We start from the raw sequence: 22,952 nt of genomic DNA on the forward strand, positions 1-22,952 counted from the left end.
GTCAAACGCCTGAACGCGGGAGCGGGCAAAGCGGCCGCCTGCTCTCTCAGAAGAGTTCCCATCTCAACAACGTGAGACGCAGAGTCGTTCGGGCAGTGACAGAGAACTCGCAAAGGCTTCCAGGAACCAGCGCGGCTGCAAAGAACTAACAGCGGGAACCAGGAGGGGCGAAACGGCGTTCGGATCACCCAGAAAAAAACGCGGGGTCGTCGCCTTCAGCTCCTGCAGCAACCCAGTCCCGGCATACGATTCCGCATCCCTGTCGAAGACCGGAAAGCAATCCGCATCGGGATTCAACGGGACTTCTGTTTCTCCTTCGCCACCGATCATCCACGGCAGCAGCAAATGGAAGTGCCAATGGCCGCCGGACGGAGCCTCCACCGACCGGGGAGCATGAAAAGCCTGCAGGTGCGAACGCAACCAGACATTGCCCGAGCGGAAATCCGTCAGGTCCGAGTGAGCGTGAACCCACGGGAGTGGGGCCTGCCAGAGCGGCAGCAGCATCAGCACCCGAAACACCATCGCACCCAGACGCCTCCGGAGAGAGGGAGTCGACGAATGGCACTGATGTCTCAACGCAAACATGGTGACTTGACGTTCTGCAGGGACGACAACGGGCGAAAACGCCTCGCCAGACATTCCAGTCAATGATTGTAGACCCCATTTTGGACGCCGGTCAAATTCATCCCGATGCATTTCGGACCGCCTTGCGGCCATCGGATTCCTGTCCAGCGCGGGGAGGCAGGTTCCCCGGACGTCTTGCTCGAATCCTTTCCGAAGTGGGACCGACCGCCAATCGAGCCGCTGTTTTCCACTCGTTTCCAGCGTAATTTCGACGTGTCTTGCCGCAAAAGTCTCATGTTGACCCGGAGACATCCCTTCCCATAAGTTTCCGTAAATCAATAGCGGCGCTTTCCAAAATCACTCTTCGGCTAGAAACTGGGACGATGACTTGGATTGGAAGTCAGCTGAAGCGGTTACTGCTGGACGGTCACATCCTCTGGCATTACGGCACTTTGCATCCCAGACGGGTTCAGCTCGTCCGTTCCGAGCGACACCTGTTCGTTAACCCGCACGATGCACGGGGGAGGCGAAAGCTGATCGCCGGCACGGCCCGAGGCAAGTTTCCCCGAAACCAGCGTTTCTATCGCTTTGCCGTCCAGCTCTTGCAGCCGGACCTCGTGCTGGATGTCGGTCTGAACTACGGAGAGTGCCTCTTCTCGCTCGAGTACCCGGCCGCGACGCGGCTGTTCGGTTTCGAGGCCAATGCCGGACTGCGCGAGTTCGTGGAAGCATCCCGCCTGGAACATCCCAACTGCGAACAGATCGAACTGCTGTTCCAACTGGTCACAGATGGAGACACCGGCTCTGAAGCATTTTTCATCGACAAAAAATGGAGTGGGGGATCGACTGCCGGTCTCGATCCTCAGAGCTACGACCGCACCCGCTATGAACTCGTTCAGGTCCCCAAGGGCTCGATCGATTCAGCTTTGCAGTCACGACAGGTTCAGTTTGAGAAGCTGTTTTTCAAGATCGACGTGGAAGGCTATGAGCCCAACGTCTTCGCCGGGATGCGCACCACGTTGGTAGATGCACAGGAAGCGGTCGGCTTCATCGAGTTTTCCATCCCCATGCTGACCCGGGCCGGTTTTGATGTCGCCGCTTACTGGGACCTGCTGCAATCGCGATTCGATGTTTACACATTCGATCGGCAGGACCGGATCCACCCCTTCCGTGGCAAAACGCTGATGCAGCTCAATGAGCTCTGCAAAGGCCACGGGCACACCGACCTGCTGCTGATCCGTTCCGAACGGCCGGAACTCGTAGGTACCATGCTCTCCCGCTGGCACAGTTCCGCGTCGGAGACGGATTGACACCGTGACCCATTCACGCTGTGAGGCCGACTCAGCGGAATGTCTGACGATCTCTGAGCATCCAGTCCATAAAGAAAGCCCCGGTGCACTGCCGGGGCTCTCTTCTTTTCTACTCGAGCAAGCTCTCGCGGCCTCAGGCGGCCCAGTTGTCACTGACCCAGGTGGCAGGACGAATGTGCTTGTAGATTTTCTTGTACCATTTGGCGGGCCAGACACCGGCAGCCGCTTCATGCGGATTGGGAACGCCCGGGAAAATGACGATGCGTGCCCCTTCCGGAAGAAACGGACGCTGGAAATAGCGTTTGATCCCCGAGGGAATGCAGTGCACCTTGAAGCTGTAACACCAGCCTTCCGGCCAGAAGGAGCGAGCTCCTTCCTTGATCGTCCAGGAAATGTAGGTCTGGGAGTTGGCGTATTTGGCCAGCATTCCTTCCGGATCGCCGACGAGATTGTCGTACAGATACTGATGGCTGCCGACACGAAAGCGGTAGACGGAGGTGTTGCCGATGTCGCGGTTTTTGCCCGGCGCAGACCAGTTGAGGCAGACGATAAAGTCCCCCTCGATTTCGAAGAACTGATCCAGATTCCCCGTGATCACGATGTCGAGATCGAGAAAGAGGACTTCGCCGGGAAGAATTCCGGGAATGCTCTCCTTCCAGAGTGTGACCTTCCGCCAGCCCCGATTGCAATAAGGGGCCGGAATTGGAATCGTCGGGCAGGGATGGCACTCGACTTCCGATCGGATGCCGGTGGGGTCATCTGTCAGGCAGACAAAGCGGAATGGACCTGTCAGATTCCGTTTGACCGAGGCGTAAAGCCGGTTGACGTACTCGGAGCTGTACGCCGTTCCCCACTTCATGCAGAGCACTTGTTTCATCGATCAGACCTTCGCTGGTACTCAGAACGGCCGGCGTTCTCAGGCGTTGATTCCCTGCCACGTCCTGCGGAAAGGACGCGGAACTATAGAAGCCCTGTCGCCACGGCAACAAGATCAGTTCCTGTCGTCAGCGGCCCAGCCGATTGCAGATCTGCGAATTTAGCCGAAGCGGCTCGACACACAACGGGGGAATTTTCGCAGTCGGGGCGAACAAGAGCAGCTAAAAGGCCGCGGGGACATGGAACATCTCCACGTTTCCCTGCGAAGTTGTGCACTTCACTGACCGGCCGCCCCCTTCTGCTTCCAGTGGCGGGAGGACCAGCCGCTACACCGCAGTCCGGCTGTAATCCTTTGTCCAGGCGGCATCCCTTTCATAGCCGAGTTCAATCAGCCGTTCAGGAAGTTCGGGAAGTTCCCGCAGCAGCGACTGAATTCGCGCGTGATGCTGCGGCTGCCGCCAACGGCTGACATTCGATTTTTCCAATGGTCTGAGCCCATTGAGTGCCCGTGTGTCAAAGCGACGGGGAACGTGCTGCATGTAATCACGAAAGGGATGTGTCACGGTCCAGCCGGTGTGCTCGGCGATCTGCTGTTCCACGACATCAGGGTGATTGACGAGGTTTTCGTAGGTCAGGGCGAGGACATCGGGAAACTGGACCGCCCATTGCCAGTGCTCCCAGATGGCCCGCCAGTTCTCAGCCGATACGAAGTAGTTATCCGGATCGGAATGATGCTTGGAGGTCAGCACCGAACGGGGATCACGTGTAAAGAGGATGAACCGGACATTCGTTGAGCGGTTGGAGTAATATTCCCGCAGTTCCTCGATCGCAAAAATGTCTTTTGGACGCTTGGAAAAGATGTAGGGCTGCCGTTTCCTCACATACTTCGCGACCTGAATCCCCATCTCCTCTTTATTGAAGCATTGTACGTTCTGGATGCAGGACTCAATCATCAGCTGACAGAGGGTGGTCCCGCTGCGGGGGAATCCGCACATCACTGCATGACAGACGGGAACCGGATTCAGCAATTTCCCGCGATTGGAGAGTTCAGCAAACGGGATGTTGAGCCCGTTCAGGAAGCTCTTCGGGAACTGCCAGCTGGGCTTCGGCTTGCAAATATGCGCGGGGGGATGTGCCGGGCGGGGAATGCGAGCGGTTTCAGCGGCTGGGCCGAAATCCATCTTGAGGCCTCCTTGATGGGATTCTTGAGTTTCTGGCGTGAAGCGGTCGATCGTCCGTTAATCTCCCCCTATTCTTTCTCATCGGGTGAGAGTCCCATCTCCTTGTGCGAAAATGCCACTTTGACTCGATATTGACCATTTCTTCATCGGACCAGTAACTTTCCCCCCGCTACGGGCGGTTCATCAGTTCACTCTGTTGCCGATTGGCAACAGTCTTTGCGTCGAGGGAATGACCGGGCCACAGGGAGCAGGGACGTGCAGACCGGCGTGAGCGTTTTACAGAATCCAGGACAGGCGCTCGTCGACTGCCTGACCCGCATCGGCAAGTCGCGAGAGCAATTTCGATTTGTGCTGCTGAGACATCAAAGCTTCGACCTCGCCGAAGCAATCGACCGGGGAGACGTCGATCTTCTCGGCTCCGAAGAATCTTCCACCGCGCTGATTCGGTTCGTCGCGGAGTTAAGCCGCCAGGGACTCTGTCATTACCGAGTCGCAGGGGCCCGACGCGAGAAGTTGCAACTGACGCTGTTCTCCGTCGACGGCCGACACCATATTCGTCTCGATCTCTGGACCCGGCTGCGACAGTTTGCCTCCCACAACCTGACGTTGACCATCGAGGCCTGCGAGCCCTTACTACAGTCTGGCAGCGGCCCGTTCCTCCGACTCCCCCTGAAATACGAAGTCGCGGTCTACGTGCAGCATCTGGTTGCCCGGGAAAAGGCAATCACCTCTCCACAGGTGCAGAACAGGCTGCAAAACTATATTCGGCAATTGAAAGAACAACGGGCCCCGGAAATGGCCCGGCAGCTGGAATTCATCTTGGCCAACCGACTCGTCAGCGGGGCGGTGCTGGATTACATGCTGACGGTCCTTCGGCCCTTCCTGATCGAAGACAAAAACGTTCCGGGCCTCACCTGGCGGGAACGAAAAGAGAAGATCCTCTGTGGCTGGCTGCGACCCTTTCGTCGACCCGGTGCGATTGCGATCATCGGTTGTGATGGAGCCGGAAAAACGTCGATCTCCAAGGCGCTGCGCGCGCGGCCCGATTCGCCATTCGCTGCAGCCATGGTGGGCCGCAAGCTTTATCAACATTCGCTGTTCTACTACCTCTTCACCGCACTTGGACGGCGGTTGCTGGGAATTCGACGGGATGAGTTCGAAGCGCGTTTCGGCACCCCGCTGTATCTTGTAGCCGCGTGGCACCTGCAGCTTCGACTGATCTTCCGACGACTGATCGGTCGCAAAAAGCCGGTGGTCATCGATCGCTCGCTGACAGATTTCCTGATGACATCCCGGAAGACCGATCATCCCCAGCTGCTGCCCGGTTCTCAGGTCCGGCATGTGATCGGAGAACGGATTCCGGTGATTCATCTCTGGGTTGATCACCAGACGCTTGCTTCGCGAAAGCAGGAAATGACCGATCAGGGACATGCGGTCTGGGACCAGATCATGTTCACGGAGCACACGGGAAGGTTGCCAACCGACTATCTCGGTTTTTACAACGGGCATCCGTTTGAATTCTCTGTCGACGCCCTGGCACGGATCATCGCTCATGAGTGGCCGGTCAGCGGCAAGCAGCCCGAGCCGGAAACGTCATCCGCAACGCCGCAACCGCTGCAAAAAGCCGCCTGAGATTCCGACTCGACACGCCTCACGAACCCCGTGACTCTATGAAATTTCTGAGAAAATGGCTGCGAAATCGCCGACTGGAGAGAGCGATTGCGCCCCGCCGGCAAGAGATTCTCACAGCGCTCCGCGCAGAGATCGATCCCCGCCTGGAACTCAAATTTCGTCCCTCCAGGGGTGGCTTCGACGTTACCCTGCAGGCGAGTGTGGCTGGTCAACCGCTTGGCATTCTTCGAATGAATCCGGCGATCCCCAAGGTGAAGCCGGTTCCGGGCAATTCCCTTAAGCAACCCTTATCCCCCGCCGCCCGCATTGATCTGGAATGGCAGACCTATCAGCGGCTTTCGGCACTGGGGCTCTCTCCACGCCCCCTCTGGCGGAGCCATGATGCCTTGCTCTGTTCGCAGATTGACTGGCCCAAGGCCTCGATCGCCCTCCGTTCGCTGGGAGCCGATTTCTGGCCCGCGATGCAGCGAATCGTCGCCGCCGTGCAGGAAATGCATCGCGCCGGCGTGACTCATCTGGACCTCAATACAGGCAACATTTTTCTGCAGCCGAAGCAGCATGGCGTCCAGTTTATCGACTTTGAATATGGGCCGGCCGGTTGGGCAACAAATCGCCAATGCCAGGCCTTTGACTGGCTGCGACTCATTCTGTGTTGTGCCCGCCGTCGGCGCGGGCAGGCCTTCCTGCGTTCGGACCCTACCCGCTTTTCGCGTCTGTTCGAGCCGGCCTGGCCACTGCTGCAGGAGGTCTGCGATCTGGAGTTTCTACTCCGGAATTTGCCCGACATCTGGAAGTCCGGAGTTACGCAGGTGTTCTCCGGCTTCTCGGGACGGCACGCCCTCTCGACGCGCCGGGCCGCCTGAAGTTCAAGCCTTCTACCGACTGTCAGCTCCGCTTCTGCTCCCCGGGTTCCGGGTGTCGCCACATCGACCGTGGAGCAACGCGGGGTTCGGGATCGTCAGTCTGCTCAGAGGGTCGTTGCATTGTCGTCCCGTCGATTTACCATGGCGGAAGGACCGAGTGGCAGGTGCGGGTGTCCCCTTGTTTCCTGAATCGCTCGCTGCCGGCGGGGGCTCATTGTAGAATCCCCCGCTTTCCCCGATTTTGCAGGAGTACCCCGTGGACGCCGTCACGAAAGTCCGTGTCCTCGTTGAAGCCCAGAAGTGGATTCGCCGCTTTCGCGACCGTTACGTCGTGATCAAGCTGGGCGGCAGCGCGCTGGATGATCCGGATTCCGTCCACCGTTGTCTGGCCGATGTGGTCTTCATGGAGGCCGTCGGCATGCGGCCGATCCTCGTGCACGGGGGAGGGAAGGCGATCAGCCGGGCCATGGAGCAGGCGGGAATCAAGCCGAACTTCGTGCAGGGTCGGCGGTACACCGATGACGCGACACTCGATATCGCCACGCGGGTGCTGACTCAGGAAATTGCGGAATCGCTCGCCGACCAGATCGGCACTCAGGGGGGCCGCGCCGTCGCTCTGCATGTTGGCACCGAAAATGTGCTGGAGGGCACCCGCTTGACGCTGCCCGATGAAAAAGGGAACCCGATCGACCTGGGACGTGTCGGAGCGGTGACTTCGATCCGCCGGGAGCTGCTGCAGGCGACCTGCCGGGCCGGTGTGATTCCGGTATTACCCTCAATTGCCCTCGATGATCAGGGGGGCCGGCTGAATGTGAACGCCGACACCGCCGCAGCCGCAGTTGCCAAGCTGATGGACGCTGAGAAGCTCGTGTTCCTGAGCGACGTGCCGGGAATCTTCCTCGACAAAAACGATCCCTCGACTCTCGTCCCTCATCTGACGATGCAACGCTGTCGCGAACTGATCGCGGATGGCACCATCGCGACGGGCATGGTCCCCAAGGTGGAAGCGGCGCTGGAGGCACTGGAAGTGGGCGTTGAGAAAATCCACATTGTGGACGCCCGGATTCCACATTCATTGCTTCTGGAAATTTATTCTGATCAGGGAATCGGGACGGAAATCGTCCGCTGATCCTGCTGACTCTTGACAAAATTTTCTGACGACGTACCGGCCTACTGGAAATGAAGATGTCGACCGCCACACGCAGCAGCGAAGAAACAATGGACCTGTTCGAGCGGTATGTCATTCCGAACTACCGCCGGTATCCGATCAGCCTGGTGCGGGGAGAAGGCTCGCGCGTCTGGGACGCGGAAGGGAACGGCTATCTGGACCTGTTTCCCGGCTGGGGATGCAACATTCTCGGTTACTCGCCACAGCGGGTGATCGACGCGGTTCGCGAGCAGGTTGGCAAGCTGATTCATGTCCCCAACACGTGGCATACGGAAGCTCAGGGTGAATTCGCCGAAGCCCTCTGCACCCGCAGCTTTGGAAAAGCCTTCTTCTGCAACAGCGGCGCGGAGTCGATTGAAGGGGCGATCAAGCTGGCCCGGCTCGCTACCCCCAAGGAGAAGTACAAGGTCATCACCTTTGAGAACGGCTTTCACGGACGAACGTTCGCCGCCGTCACCGCCACCGCGCAGCCCAAATACCACGAGGGCTTTGCTCCACTGGTCGCCGGGTTCAGCTACGCCCCGCACAACGATCTGGAAGCCGTCCGCAACCTGATCGACGCCGAAACGTGTGCCATTCTGATTGAACCGGTGCAGGGAGAGGGGGGGGTGAATCTTCCCGCTCCCGGATTCCTCCAGGGACTGCGAGACCTGTGCGATGAGCACGGTCTGCTCCTGATCTTCGACGAAGTGCAAACCGGGATGGGGCGCACGGGGAACTGGTTCGGTTACCAGACCTTTGGGGTCCAGCCAGACATTCTGACGATGGCTAAAGGGATCGCGGCCGGCGTCGCCTGTGGTGCCATTATCGCCCGCTCCGAAGTCGCCAGCTTCCTGCGTCCGGGGATTCATGCGAGCACGTTTGGCGGCAACCCGCTCGCGATGGTGGCCGGACTGGCCACAGTACAGACGATTGAAGATGAAGGGTTGCTGCAGCACAGCCTCGAAATGTCGGAGCGATTCCGCCAGCATTTTCTCGCCTTGCAGCAGGAGCTCCCCATCATCGCGGAGATCCGTGTGTGCGGCATGATGATCGGCATCGAGCTGACCATCGACGCCACGCCGGCGGTTCGTCACTGCCTGGAGCGGGGCCTCCTGATCAACGCCACGCACGATACGGTTGTCCGGTTGCTCCCGGCGCTCAACATCACCGCCGAAGAGGTGGAGCAGGGGTGTGCGACACTGACCGAAGTGCTGAAGGAAATGTCCGCTGCCAGCGACCCCGCAGGCTGACCCAGACCGTATTGATGATCGGTGCGGGCCTCCTGCTTCTTTTGGTCAATGGCCCGCAGATGTTCCAGCAATTTGCTTGCGAGCATTTTTGACCTTTGATGGCCCGGTCCTTGCCACGCGAATGTCAGCGTCTCACCAAACGAAACGCTCGCTACGCCGGGACTGGAAAGAGCAACCTGCACTAGCGGTGGAGCGAGCTAAGCGCGCTATAATACAGGTGGCCCCTCTTTGAGAAAGGTTCCACACGATGGCACAGGCGATTGCCAATCCGGAGGATCTCCGCGGCTTCGCGTTGAAACTCAAGCAGTTCAACAACTCACTGGCTGATCAGGCGACGATGCTTTCCGGGCAGCTGGATGCCCTGAGTGCGACGTGGCGTGATCAGGAGAATGCCAAGTTCTCGGAAGAGTTCAAAGAGCACCTGCGATTGCTGGCACAATTCGTGGAAGCGAACAACCGTCACATCCCTTATCTGCTCCGCAAGGCGGAGCGGCTCGACGAATATTTGCAGCAGCGGTGACCGGGGTTGTGAGCATTCTTTCCTTTAAATCCCCGCGCTCGCCTGGCGGAACCAGGCCTTCCGTCACCTACGGCACTCATCCGAAACGGCGCACGGGGGGACCGAACCGTCCGGCTCGAGCGGGAAACTCCGATGGAGAATTTGCTGTCCGCAATCCACGGCCCACTTCCCGAAGAAGTGACGGCGACACTCCTGCACGGAGGGCGATTCCGCCTGGAACGGATCGTCTCGCAGGGACACTGCTCCCCACCCGGATTCTGGTACGACCAGAGCGAAGCCGAGTGGGTCATGCTGCTGAGCGGCGCTGCAATCCTCCAGCTGGAAGAGAGTCCGGAGCCCCTGTCGCTGAAACCGGGGGACGCGCTGCTGATCCCGGCGCGGTGTCGACATCGAGTCGTCTGGACCGACCCGGAGCGGCAAACAGTCTGGCTGGCAATTTTCTTTGAACCGGGCGATCAGGCGAAGCAGTAAAGCCCGCTGGGCTTGAAGGATCGACGGGCAATGCAGGTGGCCGTTGACGCTCCTCGCCCTGTGCACTTCTGGCCCCGTGCACTTCTCGCCTGCGAACACGCATCGCCGTGACGAAGACGAGACGATCAAATCTCAGAATGCTTTCACTGCGGACAGGTCTTCGACAGCCTTCTTGCGAACAAGCTCGATATTCGTCGAATCCCGCTCGGGGCGCCACGGGCCGTCCGTCACAACTTTCTGAAGGGCTTCGGCAATGGGCCGGGCTTTCTCATCCAGTTCATCGATCGCCGTCAGGGCCTGCAGAGCCAGCGCCGCTCCGAACGTCGAGCCATCTGCTGCTTCCAGCAGCCACTGGAGGGCGAGTCTGTTCTGTTCGCTGTTCCCGAAACGGGCCAGGAGTTCCGCAGCCGGGACCCGGACGGAAGGAGAAGGGTCGTGCAACACCACCTCGTGCAAAGCAGAGCCGCCCGCCTCGAACCCTTTTTCTCCCTGAATCAGCAATCCCATTGCGGCCCAGTAACGGACCACGCTGTTCTCGTCTTTGAGCCCTTGCACCAGCACGGGAAGGTCCGCTTCGCGAGAGAAGGTCGCCCGATCGGCCATTTCGAGAACCCGTTCCAGCGGGTATCGCTCCGGATCATGACCGAATTCATACGGCGTGATCTCTGGCAGCAGATTCCGCAATTCCTGTTCGGGAATCAGGCCGACATCGCGGACAGTCAGTTGTTGTTGCCGGAGTGCGTGACGAAGTTCGTCCCGTACCGATTTCAATGCGGGGTCATCGATCCGGTTGTCAATCTGATGGGGATCCTGCTCCAGATCGTACAGCTCATCAGGAGACTTCCGTTCCCAGAACCGGCTCTGCACCGGATTCAACCGGCCCGCCCGATATTCCTCATACCAGCTTCGGGTGCTGGGAGTCTGGAACATGTAGTTGACCTGCTGCCCCAGCGGGCGATGAGGCATGTAATTCCGAACATAAAGATAGCGTTTGTTGCGGACTGTCCGGATCAGGTCATAGCGTTCACTCATCCGTCCCTGAAAGCTGTAGAGATAGTCGTTGGGTTCGGTTTGAGCAGCCCCCATGAAAGCTCGTCCCTGCATCCACGCGGGGGGCTTCTGTCCTGCCAGGCTGACCAGTGTCGGAGCAAAGTCAATGAATGCGACTAGCCGCTCGGAAGTCCCTCCCGGTTGCATGTCGGCCGACGCAAGATGGCGAAACTTCTCGGGAACACGAATCAACAGGGGAACCCGCAAGCCAGACGCATAGGGAGCACGCTTGTGACGCGGCATGCCTGACCCGTGGTCACCATAGAAGAAGACAATCGTATTCTCATCCAGCCCATTCGACTCGAGCTGCTCCAGCATTCGGCCGAACCATTCATCCATTTCGGTGATGTTGTCGTAGTCCTGCGCCCAGTCCTGTCGGACGTCGGGGGTATCGGGATGATACGGGGGAATCGAGACCTTCGCGGGATCATGCACCTGTTGGTGAGGACGAGTCCGAATCCGGCTCTCGTGGGTGATGTTCTGATTCAGCACCGCGATGAAAGGCTGATGCTTTTTCAGTTCGGACCACGGCCTCCTCTTCTCCGCGATTTCGTCCCAGAGATCTTCCGGCCGCTCGACGTTGTAGTCTTCTTTAGACTGATTGAAACAGAAGTAGCCTGCCTTCCGGATTTGTGCCGGATACATTTCGAACCGGGTCGGAATCCTGGTCAGCGACCGCATGTGTTCCGAGCCGGTACTGTGCGGATAAAGACCGGTCACCAGCGTCGTACGCGCGGGTGCACAGACCGGGGCATTGGACCAGGCATTCAGATACCGCGTACTCTCCCGGGCGAAGCGGTCCAGATGCGGCGTCACCGCATCGGGATTCCCGTAACATCCAAGCTCGGGACCCGTATCCTCGACCGTGAGCCAGAGGATATTGGGTAAAGCTGATTGCCCCGCAGGCTGCGCAGAGGCAATCCCGGCCAGGCATAACAGACTCGCCCACACAAACAGAACGACGGCGCATCGACTCATGTGTTGGTCCTCGGTTTGCAACGAACCGGCCCCCAGATGGCGATCCATCCTACGACGTGGAAAAGGTCGCAGCAATCCACTTGAACAGTCCGCAGTCGCGTGCCGATCGTCAACTCTGCAGGGTACCAAAGGGAATTCCTTCTCGATACGACCCCACCCCCTCACGGGACGGATTCAGAACGAGCGCAGTCATCTCGCCGAATCTGCGCATTGATTTTCGATTGTCGGCAAACCGACTTTTCAAATTCGTCGGCACATGCGAAAACTCGATCAGGCGATATACCCGGTTCTGCACTCTGGAGGGGAAGCCTGCGACACCCGCAGGAGGAATCTCATCCGCGAAACCAGAGGGGGACGGGCAAAATTCCCGGGCACGCACCCGCTGCATCACGAAGGAACAATCTGGAATGTCCGAATTCAGTTTGGCTGTTCATGGTCTGACCGTCAGTCATGTGCTGCGTAATCCATCTCCGGCAACACTCTACGAAGAATCGATCCGACACGAGTCCCACGCAGCGATTTCCGACACCGGTGCATTGATTGCCCACTCGGGAGAAAAGACGGGGCGATCTCCGAAAGATAAACGGATTGTGAAGCATCCGGATTCCGAGCAGGACATCTGGTGGGGACCTGTCAACTTCCCGCTGGAAGAGCGTTCGTTCATGGTGAATCGTGAACGGGCGGTCGACTACCTGAACACCAAGGAGCGGCTTTACTGTGTGGACGGCTTCGCCGGCTGGGATCCCGCAACCCGCATCAAAGTCCGGGTTGTTTGCGCGCGACCCTACCACGCGCTCTTCATGATCAACATGCTGATCAGACCGACCGATGCCGAGCTGGAACAGTTCGGCGAGCCGGACCTCGTCATTCTGAATGCCGGCGGATTCCCCGCCAACCGCTACACTTCGGGCATGACTTCCAAGACCAGTGTCGACCTCAGCATCGAACACCGCGAAGTGGTCCTGCTGGGCACCGACTACGCGGGGGAGATGAAGAAGGCCGTGTTCACCTACATGAACTATGCCATGCCCAAGCAGAACATTCTCTCCATGCACTGCTCCGCGACGGCCGATCCGGAGACGCAGACATCCGCGGTGTTGTTCGGCCTTTCCGGGACCGGAAAGACCACACTCTCTGCCGATCCGGCCCGCAAGCTGGTGGGGGATGATGAACACTGCTGGAGCGATACCGGCATCTTCAATATCGAAGGGGGCTGTTACGCCAAGGCGGTCTACCTGACACGCGAAGCCGAGCCGCAGATCTTCGACGCCCTGCGGTTTGGTGCGGTGCTGGAGAATGTGGTGTATGACAAGGCCCGACACCATGTGGACTTCGGCGATACGTCCATTACCGAAAACACGCGAGGGGCGTATCCGATCGAGTTCATCGAGAACGCTCAGATCCCCTGCGTGGCCGGGCATCCGAACCACGTCATCTTCCTCACGTGCGATGCGTTCGGGGTACTTCCCCCGGTCTCGCGGCTCTCTCCTGAACAGGCCGAGTATCACTTCATCAGTGGCTACACCGCCAAGATCGCCGGGACGGAGATGGGGGTGACCGAGCCGCAGGCAACGTTCTCGCCTTGCTTCGGCGGACCGTTTCTGGTCTGGCATCCGGGCGTGTATGCCCGACTGCTGTCAAAGAAGATCCGCGAACATCGGAGCCAAGTCTGGCTGGTGAACACCGGTTGGACGGGGGGAGCCTATGGCGAAGGTCAGCGAATCTCCCTGAAGTATACGCGCGCGATTCTGAATGCGGTCTATTCAGGCAGACTGGCTGACGCCACTCGCGAGCGACATCCCACATTTGGACTGGAGATGGTCACGAGCTGTCCCGGCGTTCCGACCGAGATCCTGAATCCTCGGACAACCTGGAAAGACCCGGCTGCCTACGACGCCATGGCGGCCGATCTGTCGCGGCGTTTCCGCGAGAACTTCAGCAAGTACGCCGATGGCGTCACGAAGGAAGTGATCTCCGCGGGACCTGTCTAGAGCAGGTTGCTCTTGCCGGTGCCCGCACAGCACGCGTTTCGTGCGATGAAATGCTCCGTTCCACGTGGCAAGAACGGGCAGATCAAAAACAAAATGCTCTCGCCTTCACGCCGGTGGCAGGGAGCGGTTGGTCAGGAACGATCATCAATTGAACGCCTGGTCTGCCGCCTCCAGGCTGTCCCGCGTCGCGATCGGCTCATCCCCCTCCGCGCTCAGTCGGCGCGGTGACGGAAGAGAAAGCGCCTTCCGCAATTTCGGTCCCAGAGGCGGTGCCCCTGACTGGAATTCCGCCTTTGTGGATCTCGACTCTTGGTTGCTGAGCGTGCAGCGACGGGGGCGATCTGTTCACGAATCACCCATTTTTCCTTATAGCACAGGCCGCCGAAGCGCGTTTTGGCCGCTTGGCACGTCATTCGCGGTTCCACCCGCTCCGAACAGAGTGAGATCATCCCGGCAGCTGCGCGAGCTTCTCGGCACCCGGGCGAAGCGGATGCTTCGTCGCAGTTTCAGTCGCTTTATCGGGCACTGCGACATTGAGTTACTCTTACAGGGGAATTGCAATGAAGATCTTCAGAATGTCCGCGGTTGTCACCTTGCTGGGAATCGCCTTGGTGGGATGTGAAAAATCTCCCGCCGATCGCGCTGCGGATAACGTCCGCGAACAGAGCCAGAATAAAGCGGATGCGGTTCGCGATGAAACGCAGAACGCGGCGGAAACGGTTCGCGATGCTGCAGGACGCGATGTGTTTGGGAATGCCAAAACGGAAAAGGCGGAACGAGCTGCTGATGCCATCGAGAACGCAGGTGAGCGCAAGGCCGACGCAATCGAAAAAGCTGGCGAACGGAAGGCCGACGAAATTGAAGCCCAGAAACCGTAAACTAGCTAAACCTTGACAGTACCTCGGTTCACGAGGTCAACGGGTGCTGCTGGAATTGAGGCCACGCATTCCGTTCGCCCCTCACAGTCCCGAAGTGAGCGTCCGCAACGAATGGCCTGTCAGCAAAATGAACAAGCCGGCGGGGAAAGCCTAAATCCCCGACCGGCTTGCTTCATTTTTCATTCACCGATCAGGTCGACGAAGCTGACGGCTGGCGAGCAGGCCGCTTGCCGCCACCATTGCCCGGACGACGCCCCGGTCCCTTACTGCCGGCGCCACTGCCAGGACGACGACCCGGTCCCGCCGGACGCCGACCTTGCCCCTTGGGCTGACCCGGACGACCGTAAGACGGACGGCCTCGACGACCACGGGCCGGTCGTTCTTCCCCTCCGTTGGAGGGGCGACGGTCAGGGTGTTCCGGATGAACCGGCACCGCTTGACGAATCAGCCGTTCAATGCCCCGCAGCAGACCCCGTTCGCTGGAATCACAGAAGGTGAGTGCGATTCCACTGGCCCCGGCCCGGCCGGTCCGGCCGATGCGATGGACATAGCATTCCGCTTCCAGCGGAAGATCGAAGTTGATGACGTGGGTCAAACCGTCGACATCGATTCCGCGAGCGGCGAGATCGGTCGCCACCAGAACCTGCAGCCGGCTCGACCGGAACATGTCGAGAGTTTTCGTCCGGGCGTTCTGTGACTTGTTGCCGTGAATGGCCTCAGCACGAATACCGCTGAAGTGCAGTTGCTGAGCCAGCTTGTCCGCACCCCGTTTGGTGCGGGTGAAGACGATGGCTTTACCGACATCCGGCCCCTGCAACACTTTAGTGAGCATCGCTCCCTTTTCTGCCTGCTGGATAAAAAGCACCTGCTGTTCAATCTTCTCCACGGTCGGCTTCTCGGGAGTCACTTCCACGCGAACGGGATCACGCAGCAGAGAGTTGGCGAGTTCGGCAATTTTTCCCGTCATCGTGGCGGAGAAGAACAGCGAATGCCGCTTCTCGGGCAGCTGGGAAATAATCCGCTTGAGATCCGGCAGGAACCCCATGTCCAGCATGCGATCGGCTTCATCGAGCACGAACACTTCCAACTGGTCGAGGTCAATAAAGCCCTGGTTCATCAGGTCGAGCAGACGGCCAGGAGTAGCGACGAGGATGTGGACACCCTTCTGGAGTGCCCGCACCTGGCGGCCCTGTCCGACACCACCAAACACAACGGTGTGACGGACATGCAGGTGGCGACCATAGGCTTCAAAGCTTTCGCCGATCTGGGCAGCGAGTTCACGGGTGGGGGAGAGGACCAGCACGCGGGGGGCATGCGGAACACTGCGGCGATTGGCCTTGCCGAGACGGTTCAGAATCGGCAGAGCGAACGCAGCGGTCTTTCCGGTTCCTGTCTGGGCCGAGCCGAGAAGGTCTTTTTCGTCCAGCAGATGCGGAATGGCCTGAGCCTGAATGGGAGTCGGATGCGTGTATTTCGCATCAGCGAGTGCACGTTGGATCGCGGGGAGCAGATTGAGATCAGAAAAAGTCGTAGGATTCAAAGCAAAACCTTATGAGACGCGCAGCCCGGATACGAAACCTCAGCACTGAGGAAGTCAATGGCTGCCACGGGAGGACAAATCCGCAGACGGCTTTCGCGCGGCGGAGGGTCAGGCGGACATCGGGATCGCTGCTTGCCTGACCCAGGTGAAGCAGCCACCAGCGGTCATCGGTCCGCAATCTCTGCGCAGAGATTGACAGCCTGATTCCACCGGAAAATGTTGGCTTCCGCGAACGTTCCTCGATCGCCAATTTCATTGACAAGGAGGCTTCGGGGAGGAGCCAGTTGCAGAGCTGCGAAACAATGGTTTCGCGACGGTTGGGCCATTTCGCGGTTAAGAGACGATCAAGCGAATCCAACCGAGTCGAGGCAACTGAAGTGCCGGATCTACGATCCGTCAAGTGCTCAGCAGACGGAAGTGTAATCGGGGGAAGCTCACGCGGCAAGGGGGAAACCGACAATTGAGGAATTCCGGTTCTGCCCTGACTGCTTCGCCGGGCGATTGCAGGGAAGAGTCCCTCCGTTGGGGGTCGCCGCACAAAAACTGCCGGCAGGTGGACTTTCTGTCGGAAAACGTTGAATGCGGGGAAGCAGAAGCTTGTACCAGAGTGTCTTCAGGTCTCCACTCACACGATTAAGACTTCTTCGGACGAAAGGCGATGACTCGTTCGGGCACGGTTTCCAGGAACGGACCGCCAATGAGATCCACGCAATACGGAACCGCGGGCATCACCGCATCGAGACATTCACGGATGGCCTTCGGTTGCCCCGGCAGATTGACGATGAGAGTTTTTCCCCGAATCCCTGCTGTCTGACGCGACAGGATGGCGGTTGCCACTTTTTCGAGAGAGACTTTCCGCATCAGCTCTCCGAAACCGGGCATCATTTTTTCGCAGACGGCAGCGGTCGCTTCGGGAGTGATGTCACGCGGCGCAGGTCCCGTTCCTCCCGTCGTCACGACCAGCGCACAGCCAGCGTCGTCGCTCAGTTCTCTCAGAACCTCCTCAATCAGCGGGCGTTCATCGGGGATGACACGTACGACAGGTTCCCACGCGGTGGCCAGCACGTCACGGAAATAATCCTGAATCGCAGGTCCGCCGCGGTCCTCATACTCCCCTCGACTGGCCCGATCTGAAACCGTCACGATACCGATCCGGGCTGTCATGACATTCCTCACGATCACCAAAGAGCGTTTTGAGTTGGGAAGGACCCGTTCTCGCCACTCGGCGTTGTCGCTTTGATCGAGCGCAACTCACACTGCCCAGGGGTCGCAGGTCCAGTTCCGGGTGAACGAGTTTGCCGGACTTCTGAAAATCATCAACTTGAGCATTCCACAGACGTGGGTGACCGCTCGACACCATTCGTCGAGGAAAGAAACGGACACCCGACCAACAGCATCAGACGGGGGGCCCCGGTGTCGTCGGGGGAGGCGTCAGGGAATGGCTGAGCGAACGGAGAAACGGAACGATATGTGGGGTCGCCAGAAAGACGCGGGCTGAAACGGCGGAGCGTGGATAGACGTTAGTGATGAAGTCGAAACAGAACTCGGTGGGGGAATGCCGAATGAGAACCGCGTTCGCATACCGGCCGCTCAGCATGGAGTCGGCGAGTTTCAGCTCGTGGTAAATGTCTTCAATATGAAATGCGGGCGATGTCTGCTGCGGCTGGTTTTCCGGATGTGCAGCCCCCCCCGGGAGAGCCGGCGCGCTGGAAGCCGGAGACTCTTCAGCGGGCAGCGGGGTCGGGGTTTCGCTCCGGCGCTCGGGCAGGGGCTTGGGCATCTGCGGCAGCGGGCCGAATCTCATTTCGAAGTTGCGGATGTTTTCCTGCAGGGCACTTACAAACTGATGAGCCACCACATGCGGCAGGATCACGCGGGCACAAATCCGCTGTTGCTCTCCCAGTCGCAAGGCGAAGTCGAGGACGACTTCAAAAGCCCCCGTCAGGATCATCACCCCGTTGCTGAAGACACCCTGGCCGACTTCTTCCGGAACCCGGGCGCTGAGGTTGTTGTGGCGGACCTGTCCCTGAACCGGGAGAGACTCTTCATTGCCGGCCGCGTCTCCCCAGTCGGGTGAATCATCAGCGGGTGAATCATCAGGGGGTGGGGACATGGGCGAGTGATCCTCTGAGAACCAGATAAGACAGCCATGAATGAAAGAGGAACCCGGCGACCAATTGTCGACGGGCTCCCATTCGAAGAATGTCAGCAGGCAGCGAAATTGTCACTGGTCCTGCTGCCCGTCAGGAAGCCCCGGCAGAAGAGAGACCGGATTCGCGACGATCCTTCCTCTTCGTGCCACTCTCGGGGCGAGCAGGCGTCGTTACTATTCCGCAATTCCCTGTTCGGAAACCAGACGTTTGCGCACGTCCGTTTCCACCCGGCCGAAAGCCTGCTCATGACGCTGCACCGTGGCTGCCAGCAGCGCTGCCAGACGCTTGGCGGTGAAGTGGTTGAGGATCACGCGCTGAGTCACTTTGAGCTTCTGAACCGGCTGTCCCATCGGATTGGGATTGAGTGCGAGGTCGAGAATCACTTCTTCCGGCGTGCTCGAGACCCGGCAGAGGTTTGCGTACAGAGCATCCACGTTGGAATCGTCCAGCTCCAGACGTACCTGCTGATTTTCCTGCGCGGCCGGCTCGTTCTTGATTGTCTCTGCCATGATCGATTTCCCTGCGTTTTGATGTTGCCCCGGAGCAAACGCCCGTCGACGTCACCCGTGATGAAACTTACCTCAACCGATGTCCATTCATCGATGTTGGTTCGCACTGCCGCCCCTATACCATGAGCCGACTCCCGCCAGCAAGCGAGGAACCGTCAACGGCCCGGATTCAGGGGAGTCCGGTGGCCGCTCTCGCGAAAACTGCCGTCCGCTCAGTGGTCCACATGTTCTGTCGAACCGACTCAATGACGCTGCGCCGGATGCTTCAAGGTCAGCCACGCTCCTCCATCCTGACTGCTGGCGACGCACTGCTGAATGAAGAACATTCCGTCGATGCCATCATAGACATTCGGATAGACCGAGCCGGCGTAGTCGAACTTCTCACCGCTGGCCCGCTTGATCATGTCGTCGTAGGCAAACCGATAGACGTTGGCAAAGGCCTCGAAAAACGCTTCAGGATGGCCCCCCGGAAGCCGGCAAGACGCCTTGGCGAGATCGTGCAGATACGGTGCATTCGGATCGCGAGTATAGATGCGGGTCGGTTCGCCGTTGCGACGGACGATCAACGCGTTCGGCTCTTCCTGTCGCCACGACAGCGATCCCTTCGTGCCGTCGACTTCAATCGACAGATCATTCTCATGTCCATGAGAAATCTGGCTGGCGGTCACCGTCCCCAATCCGCCGTTGCCGAAGCGGATGACGGCATGGCCGTAATCGTCGAGACGACGGCCCGGCTCGAAAACCTTCAGATTGCACGAGACCTGATCGGGAATCAGCCCCGTGACATAACGAATGAGGTTATAGGAGTGCGTGCCGATGTCACCAAACGCGCCGGCTGCCCCCGACTTCTTCGGATCGACCCGCCACTCCGCCTGTTTCGATCCTTCTTTCTCGAGCTGCGTCCGGAGCCACCCCTGCAGATACTTGCTGCGGACCGCCTGAATCTCCCCCAGTTCGCCATTCCGGATCATCTCCCGCGCCTGCCGCACCAGGGGATAGCCGGTGTAATTGTGGGTCACCGCAAAGACGACCCCCGACTTCTCGACCAGTTTGATCAGCTCTTCCGCCTCGCCGAGATTGAAGGTCATCGGCTTGTCGCAGCAGACGTTGATTCCCCGTTCCACAGCCGCCCGGGCAATCGGAAAGTGGGTATGGTTCGGAGTGGCAATCGTGATGAAGTCGATCCGGTCTCCTTCCGGGAGCTTCAGCTCTTCGTCAAGAAGTTCCTCAAACGAGCCGTACGCCCGCTCGGGACGAATATCGTAGAACGGGGCAGAGGCTTTCGATTTTTCCGGTGTGGAGGAGAGTGCTCCCGCGACCAGTTCGGCACGGTTATCGAGGATGGCGGCGACATTGTGAACCCGGCCGATAAACGAGCCCTGGCCTCCGCCGATCAAAGCCATTTTCAGCTTGCGATTCAGTTTGCCGTTGATGTGGTCCATGCTGACTGTATCCCCCGCGACAGGCTGGATGGTTGATGTGCTGTGCAAAATATGAGGGTGCAACCTCAGAAATGCAACGGCTCGCCTGTCCTGCGAAATTCCGATTTGAACCGGACCGGTCCCCGCGCGTGAAGCGATGCTTTTCGATCACGCAAAAAGCTCGCTGCGCCGTCCCCGGAAAGGTCAACCTGCCCCTGAAAGCAGTCAGAGGGCAAAGAAGGAGATGCGGACCTCTCTCAGGTCATTTAAGCTGCAACTTCCCGCGGACCGTGTTCCACTGGTCATCACCCACATTGTAAATGAGCGTGAACTCGCGGCCGTCCGCACTCCACCACTTGGGAACAAAGTGGAACAGACTCACCCGCCAGTTGGAATTGGGCGGGTGGAACTCAGGCTCGCCTTGCAGGTAGGCGACTCGCTTCCAGGGTCCCCACGGTTCTGTGGCTTCAAAGCAGCCGAAGTTGCCGGCATTGTTATAGGGATTGTAAACGAGCAGATAGCGTTTCAGGGGCAAGTTACAGGAGACACTGACGATCTTGATCCCGTTGGGGTCTTCAAACGCCGGCTGCCGCTCGGTGATCCGTGATGTCCAACGAGGCTGATGGTCTTCCGTGATTCCAGCGAACCACTCATAGGCGTTCTGCTCGAGGATTTTGTCTTTAGGAACCCGTGCCAGATCGACCATACCGGGCGTCTCATGAATCCATGACCTTCTCGATTCCGGAGGCGACTGGATCCGCGTGAAGTAGACATAGACGTAATGATCGCGTGCGCTGGCGTAGTCCCGTCCGAAGTTGCAGAAATTCCCTGCAAAGATGCCATCTTTGTCGGTCCAGTGCCAGTCCGCCTTTGTCCAGCTCTTTCCCTGATCGTACGAAACGGCTGGGCCCGTTTCATAAATGCAGAGCGAATCGGGCCCTCCGATGAACATGAAGAGGACTCCGTCCACAGACAGAATTCCGGTCCCTTTTCCCTTGAACGTGGCGGGGTGTTCGGCCTGCTTTCCTCCCCAGACATTCACAGCCCGATAGTCATCAGGGCCGCCGGTGATTCTCGAGACTCCCACGGAGACTCGATCCTTCCCGTTGGATTCACCGACGTTCAGCACATTGAAGCCGGCTCCATCTCCATACGTCGTGTACAGCTCTCCATCGGCCGCCCAGGTGATCGGCCAGAGGTCGCTTCCCAACCCTTCGATCCTTCGGGTGGTGAAGTCAAAGCTGATCCCCTCAATCAGATCACTGGGAGGGTGCTGGTCCACTTGCCAGGGAAGTCGATTGGCCTGCCGGCCCCCGACAGTTTCTGTCGCCCCGGTCGCGGGGGTTTCACGGAGCGACTTCTTTTGGGGTGGTGCGGCCAGGGCAACCGGAAGACCATTCCACATCTGCGTGAGGAGCATCAAGAGCCCCACACGTTGCATGATCCGCGCACACTGCGGAGCGATTCTTCCGACCGAACGAGCGTGCCCACGAAGAACAGTGGAGCCGGAACGGAGTGCTGTCGACACTGTCGGTTGTGTAGTCGGTGGCATGTTGGCAGTTCGCGGCTGAAGGCTGCTGGACAGTCACACCGAGACCCATTCGGCGCGAGGGATCTGTCAGTCTAGCCGAACGCCAACCCCGCTATAAACCCTGAGCGATTAAAGCTTTGCCGATATCAGGATAAAGAAAATTATAATGATGACTGGTGGCGGCAGCCGGCATCACCCGTGCGCTGGCGAGAAGCAATGCATCCCCCATTTCTCCAAAGAGTATGCGGGCCACAAACGCCGGCAGCGGGAAGATGGTCGGACGGGACAGCACCTTGCCGACCGCCTTCGTGAACTCGCGATTTGTCGTCGGCTGCGGCGAGACACCGTTGACCGGGCCACGGAGAGTCTCATCCTCCAGCGCGAACTGAAAGAGCCGCGCCAGATCCTGAATGGCGATCCAGCTCCAATACTGTTCGCCATCGCCAATGATGCCCCCCAGCCCCAGCTTGAAGGGGAGCAGCAACTTCTTGAGAGCCCCTCCCTGACGAGAGAGAACAATCCCGGTGCGCAGGTGGACGACGCGGGTCCGATCCTCTGCCAACGCCGTCGCCGCCTCCCACTCGCGGCAGACTTCACTCAAGAATCCGGTTCCGGGAGGACTCTCTTCTGTCAGCAGTTCATCACCCCGGTCCCCGTAGTACCCAGTGGCCGACGATGCCACCCAGACCCGCGGCGGGAACTCCATTCCGGCAATCGCCCGCGCCAGTAATTGCGTGCTCATTACGCGGCTTTCGCGGATCTTGCGTTTCTGTTCCGCGCTCCAGCGCGCGGCAGCCACGTTCTCTCCTGAAAGGTGAATCAACGCCTCGCAGCCGGCAAGCGTCATCTCAGGCAGGTGAGAAGCCTGTGGGTCCCAGGTCCGCTCATCGCTCCCTTGTGACGGCCTGCGGACCAGTTTCACCACCTCGTGTCCGGCAGACTTCAACAACGGCACCAGTTCGTTCCCCACCAACCCAGTTGCACCGGTAATGAAGACCCGCATTGTGTTCCTCTTATTCTGAACGCATTACTTGCAGTCTGCCTGAGCGCCCTTCGGCGAATCCCGCGCGCGTCACTAGCGCTG

At 59.1% G+C, this 22,952-nt stretch carries 20 protein-coding genes; 9 read left to right on the top strand and 11 right to left on the bottom strand.

Going from position 1 to position 22,952, the window contains the following annotated elements:
• Nucleotides 1-63: 63 nt before the first annotated feature.
• A complete protein-coding gene (locus SH664x_RS12015; protein WP_437201215.1) occupies nt 64-522 on the bottom strand; it encodes a hypothetical protein in 459 nt (152 codons plus the stop codon).
• Nucleotides 523-947: 425 nt separating this feature from the next.
• Here SH664x_RS12015 and SH664x_RS12020 point away from each other — a divergent pair, with 425 nt between their 5' ends.
• A complete protein-coding gene (locus SH664x_RS12020; RefSeq protein ID WP_437201217.1) occupies nt 948-1,874 on the top strand; it encodes an FkbM family methyltransferase in 927 nt (308 codons plus the stop codon).
• Nucleotides 1,875-2,007: 133 nt separating this feature from the next.
• On the opposite strand, the gene SH664x_RS12025 is transcribed toward SH664x_RS12020, so the two are convergent.
• On the bottom strand, nt 2,008-2,751 hold the full coding sequence (locus tag SH664x_RS12025) for a hypothetical protein (protein ID WP_437201219.1): 744 nt from the start codon (nt 2,749-2,751) through the stop codon (nt 2,008-2,010).
• A gap of 325 nt (nt 2,752-3,076) precedes the next feature.
• Nucleotides 3,077-3,931 (bottom strand): sulfotransferase domain-containing protein, encoded by an 855-nt coding sequence (locus SH664x_RS12030; RefSeq protein ID WP_437201221.1) that lies wholly within the window; start codon nt 3,929-3,931, stop codon nt 3,077-3,079.
• A gap of 255 nt (nt 3,932-4,186) precedes the next feature.
• On the opposite strand from SH664x_RS12030, the gene SH664x_RS12035 reads away from it, so the two are divergent.
• The 6 genes from SH664x_RS12035 (at nt 4,187) to SH664x_RS12060 (ending at nt 9,817) form a co-directional block, all read left to right on the top strand.
• Nucleotides 4,187-5,563, top strand: coding sequence for a hypothetical protein (locus tag SH664x_RS12035; RefSeq protein WP_437201222.1), 1,377 nt, complete (start codon nt 4,187-4,189; stop codon nt 5,561-5,563).
• Between the two features lie 38 nt (nt 5,564-5,601).
• Nucleotides 5,602-6,426: a lipopolysaccharide kinase InaA family protein gene (locus SH664x_RS12040; protein WP_437201223.1), complete on the top strand. Its 825-nt coding sequence runs from the start codon at nt 5,602-5,604 to the stop codon at nt 6,424-6,426.
• Between the two features lie 256 nt (nt 6,427-6,682).
• The gene (argB, locus tag SH664x_RS12045) at nt 6,683-7,555 is read left to right on the top strand and encodes an acetylglutamate kinase (protein ID WP_437201224.1); all 873 of its coding nucleotides are present in this window, start codon (nt 6,683-6,685) and stop codon (nt 7,553-7,555) included.
• Between the two features lie 56 nt (nt 7,556-7,611).
• A complete protein-coding gene (locus SH664x_RS12050; protein ID WP_437201225.1) occupies nt 7,612-8,826 on the top strand; it encodes an aspartate aminotransferase family protein in 1,215 nt (404 codons plus the stop codon).
• Between the two features lie 247 nt (nt 8,827-9,073).
• Nucleotides 9,074-9,346 (top strand): WXG100 family type VII secretion target, encoded by a 273-nt coding sequence (locus SH664x_RS12055; RefSeq protein ID WP_437201227.1) that lies wholly within the window; start codon nt 9,074-9,076, stop codon nt 9,344-9,346.
• A 132-nt stretch (nt 9,347-9,478) separates the two neighbouring features.
• Complete coding sequence (locus SH664x_RS12060; protein ID WP_437201229.1) at nt 9,479-9,817, top strand: cupin domain-containing protein; 339 nt, start codon at nt 9,479-9,481, stop codon at nt 9,815-9,817.
• Nucleotides 9,818-9,949: 132 nt separating this feature from the next.
• Here SH664x_RS12060 and SH664x_RS12065 read toward each other — a convergent pair whose 3' ends face one another.
• Nucleotides 9,950-11,845 (bottom strand): sulfatase-like hydrolase/transferase, encoded by a 1,896-nt coding sequence (locus SH664x_RS12065; protein ID WP_437201231.1) that lies wholly within the window; start codon nt 11,843-11,845, stop codon nt 9,950-9,952.
• A gap of 407 nt (nt 11,846-12,252) precedes the next feature.
• On the opposite strand from SH664x_RS12065, the gene pckA reads away from it, so the two are divergent.
• Both pckA and SH664x_RS12075 read left to right on the top strand, forming a co-directional pair.
• Entirely contained in the window at nt 12,253-13,836 is a 1,584-nt protein-coding gene (pckA, locus tag SH664x_RS12070; RefSeq protein ID WP_437201232.1) for a phosphoenolpyruvate carboxykinase (ATP), read from the top strand.
• A gap of 560 nt (nt 13,837-14,396) precedes the next feature.
• Nucleotides 14,397-14,714: a hypothetical protein gene (locus SH664x_RS12075; RefSeq protein ID WP_437201233.1), complete on the top strand. Its 318-nt coding sequence runs from the start codon at nt 14,397-14,399 to the stop codon at nt 14,712-14,714.
• Between the two features lie 190 nt (nt 14,715-14,904).
• Here SH664x_RS12075 and SH664x_RS12080 read toward each other — a convergent pair whose 3' ends face one another.
• From SH664x_RS12080 to SH664x_RS12110, 7 genes are all read right to left on the bottom strand, one after another.
• Nucleotides 14,905-16,254: a DEAD/DEAH box helicase gene (locus tag SH664x_RS12080; protein WP_437201234.1), complete on the bottom strand. Its 1,350-nt coding sequence runs from the start codon at nt 16,252-16,254 to the stop codon at nt 14,905-14,907.
• Between the two features lie 633 nt (nt 16,255-16,887).
• Nucleotides 16,888-17,418, bottom strand: coding sequence for a molybdopterin adenylyltransferase (gene mog, locus SH664x_RS12085; protein ID WP_437201235.1), 531 nt, complete (start codon nt 17,416-17,418; stop codon nt 16,888-16,890).
• A 232-nt stretch (nt 17,419-17,650) separates the two neighbouring features.
• Entirely contained in the window at nt 17,651-18,367 is a 717-nt protein-coding gene (locus SH664x_RS12090; RefSeq protein WP_437201237.1) for a DUF3467 domain-containing protein, read from the bottom strand.
• A 213-nt stretch (nt 18,368-18,580) separates the two neighbouring features.
• Nucleotides 18,581-18,916: a DUF3467 domain-containing protein gene (locus SH664x_RS12095; RefSeq protein ID WP_437201239.1), complete on the bottom strand. Its 336-nt coding sequence runs from the start codon at nt 18,914-18,916 to the stop codon at nt 18,581-18,583.
• A gap of 242 nt (nt 18,917-19,158) precedes the next feature.
• Nucleotides 19,159-20,358 carry a Gfo/Idh/MocA family protein gene (locus SH664x_RS12100; RefSeq protein WP_437201240.1) on the bottom strand — a complete coding sequence of 400 codons (1,200 nt, stop codon included), beginning with the start codon at nt 20,356-20,358 and terminating at the stop codon, nt 19,159-19,161.
• A 241-nt stretch (nt 20,359-20,599) separates the two neighbouring features.
• A complete protein-coding gene (locus SH664x_RS12105) occupies nt 20,600-21,757 on the bottom strand; it encodes a DUF4185 domain-containing protein (protein WP_437201242.1) in 1,158 nt (385 codons plus the stop codon).
• A 223-nt stretch (nt 21,758-21,980) separates the two neighbouring features.
• A complete protein-coding gene (locus SH664x_RS12110) occupies nt 21,981-22,871 on the bottom strand; it encodes a TIGR01777 family oxidoreductase (protein ID WP_437201244.1) in 891 nt (296 codons plus the stop codon).
• Nucleotides 22,872-22,952 lie beyond the last annotated feature (81 nt).

It is taken from the genome of Planctomicrobium aquicomposti (assembly GCF_051466325.1).
Lineage (GTDB): Bacteria > Planctomycetota > Planctomycetia > Planctomycetales > Planctomycetaceae > Planctomicrobium.

What these genes read in the sequence shown, in the direction of transcription:
- SH664x_RS12015 (WP_437201215.1), bottom strand. Translation starts at nt 522, where the DNA reads ATGGTGTTTCGGGTGCTGATGCTGCTGCCGCTCTGGCAGGCCCCACTC.
- SH664x_RS12020 (WP_437201217.1), top strand. Translation starts at nt 948, where the DNA reads ATGACTTGGATTGGAAGTCAGCTGAAGCGGTTACTGCTGGACGGTCAC.
- SH664x_RS12025 (WP_437201219.1), bottom strand. Translation starts at nt 2,751, where the DNA reads ATGAAACAAGTGCTCTGCATGAAGTGGGGAACGGCGTACAGCTCCGAG.
- SH664x_RS12030 (WP_437201221.1), bottom strand. Translation starts at nt 3,931, where the DNA reads ATGGATTTCGGCCCAGCCGCTGAAACCGCTCGCATTCCCCGCCCGGCA.
- SH664x_RS12040 (WP_437201223.1), top strand. Translation starts at nt 5,602, where the DNA reads ATGAAATTTCTGAGAAAATGGCTGCGAAATCGCCGACTGGAGAGAGCG.
- SH664x_RS12050 (WP_437201225.1), top strand. Translation starts at nt 7,612, where the DNA reads ATGTCGACCGCCACACGCAGCAGCGAAGAAACAATGGACCTGTTCGAG.
- SH664x_RS12055 (WP_437201227.1), top strand. Translation starts at nt 9,074, where the DNA reads ATGGCACAGGCGATTGCCAATCCGGAGGATCTCCGCGGCTTCGCGTTG.
- SH664x_RS12060 (WP_437201229.1), top strand. Translation starts at nt 9,479, where the DNA reads ATGGAGAATTTGCTGTCCGCAATCCACGGCCCACTTCCCGAAGAAGTG.
- SH664x_RS12065 (WP_437201231.1), bottom strand. Translation starts at nt 11,845, where the DNA reads ATGAGTCGATGCGCCGTCGTTCTGTTTGTGTGGGCGAGTCTGTTATGC.
- pckA (WP_437201232.1), top strand. Translation starts at nt 12,253, where the DNA reads ATGTCCGAATTCAGTTTGGCTGTTCATGGTCTGACCGTCAGTCATGTG.
- SH664x_RS12075 (WP_437201233.1), top strand. Translation starts at nt 14,397, where the DNA reads ATGAAGATCTTCAGAATGTCCGCGGTTGTCACCTTGCTGGGAATCGCC.
- mog (WP_437201235.1), bottom strand. Translation starts at nt 17,418, where the DNA reads ATGACAGCCCGGATCGGTATCGTGACGGTTTCAGATCGGGCCAGTCGA.
- SH664x_RS12090 (WP_437201237.1), bottom strand. Translation starts at nt 18,367, where the DNA reads ATGTCCCCACCCCCTGATGATTCACCCGCTGATGATTCACCCGACTGG.
- SH664x_RS12095 (WP_437201239.1), bottom strand. Translation starts at nt 18,916, where the DNA reads ATGGCAGAGACAATCAAGAACGAGCCGGCCGCGCAGGAAAATCAGCAG.
- SH664x_RS12100 (WP_437201240.1), bottom strand. Translation starts at nt 20,358, where the DNA reads ATGGACCACATCAACGGCAAACTGAATCGCAAGCTGAAAATGGCTTTG.
- SH664x_RS12105 (WP_437201242.1), bottom strand. Translation starts at nt 21,757, where the DNA reads ATGCTCCTCACGCAGATGTGGAATGGTCTTCCGGTTGCCCTGGCCGCA.
- SH664x_RS12110 (WP_437201244.1), bottom strand. Translation starts at nt 22,871, where the DNA reads ATGCGGGTCTTCATTACCGGTGCAACTGGGTTGGTGGGGAACGAACTG.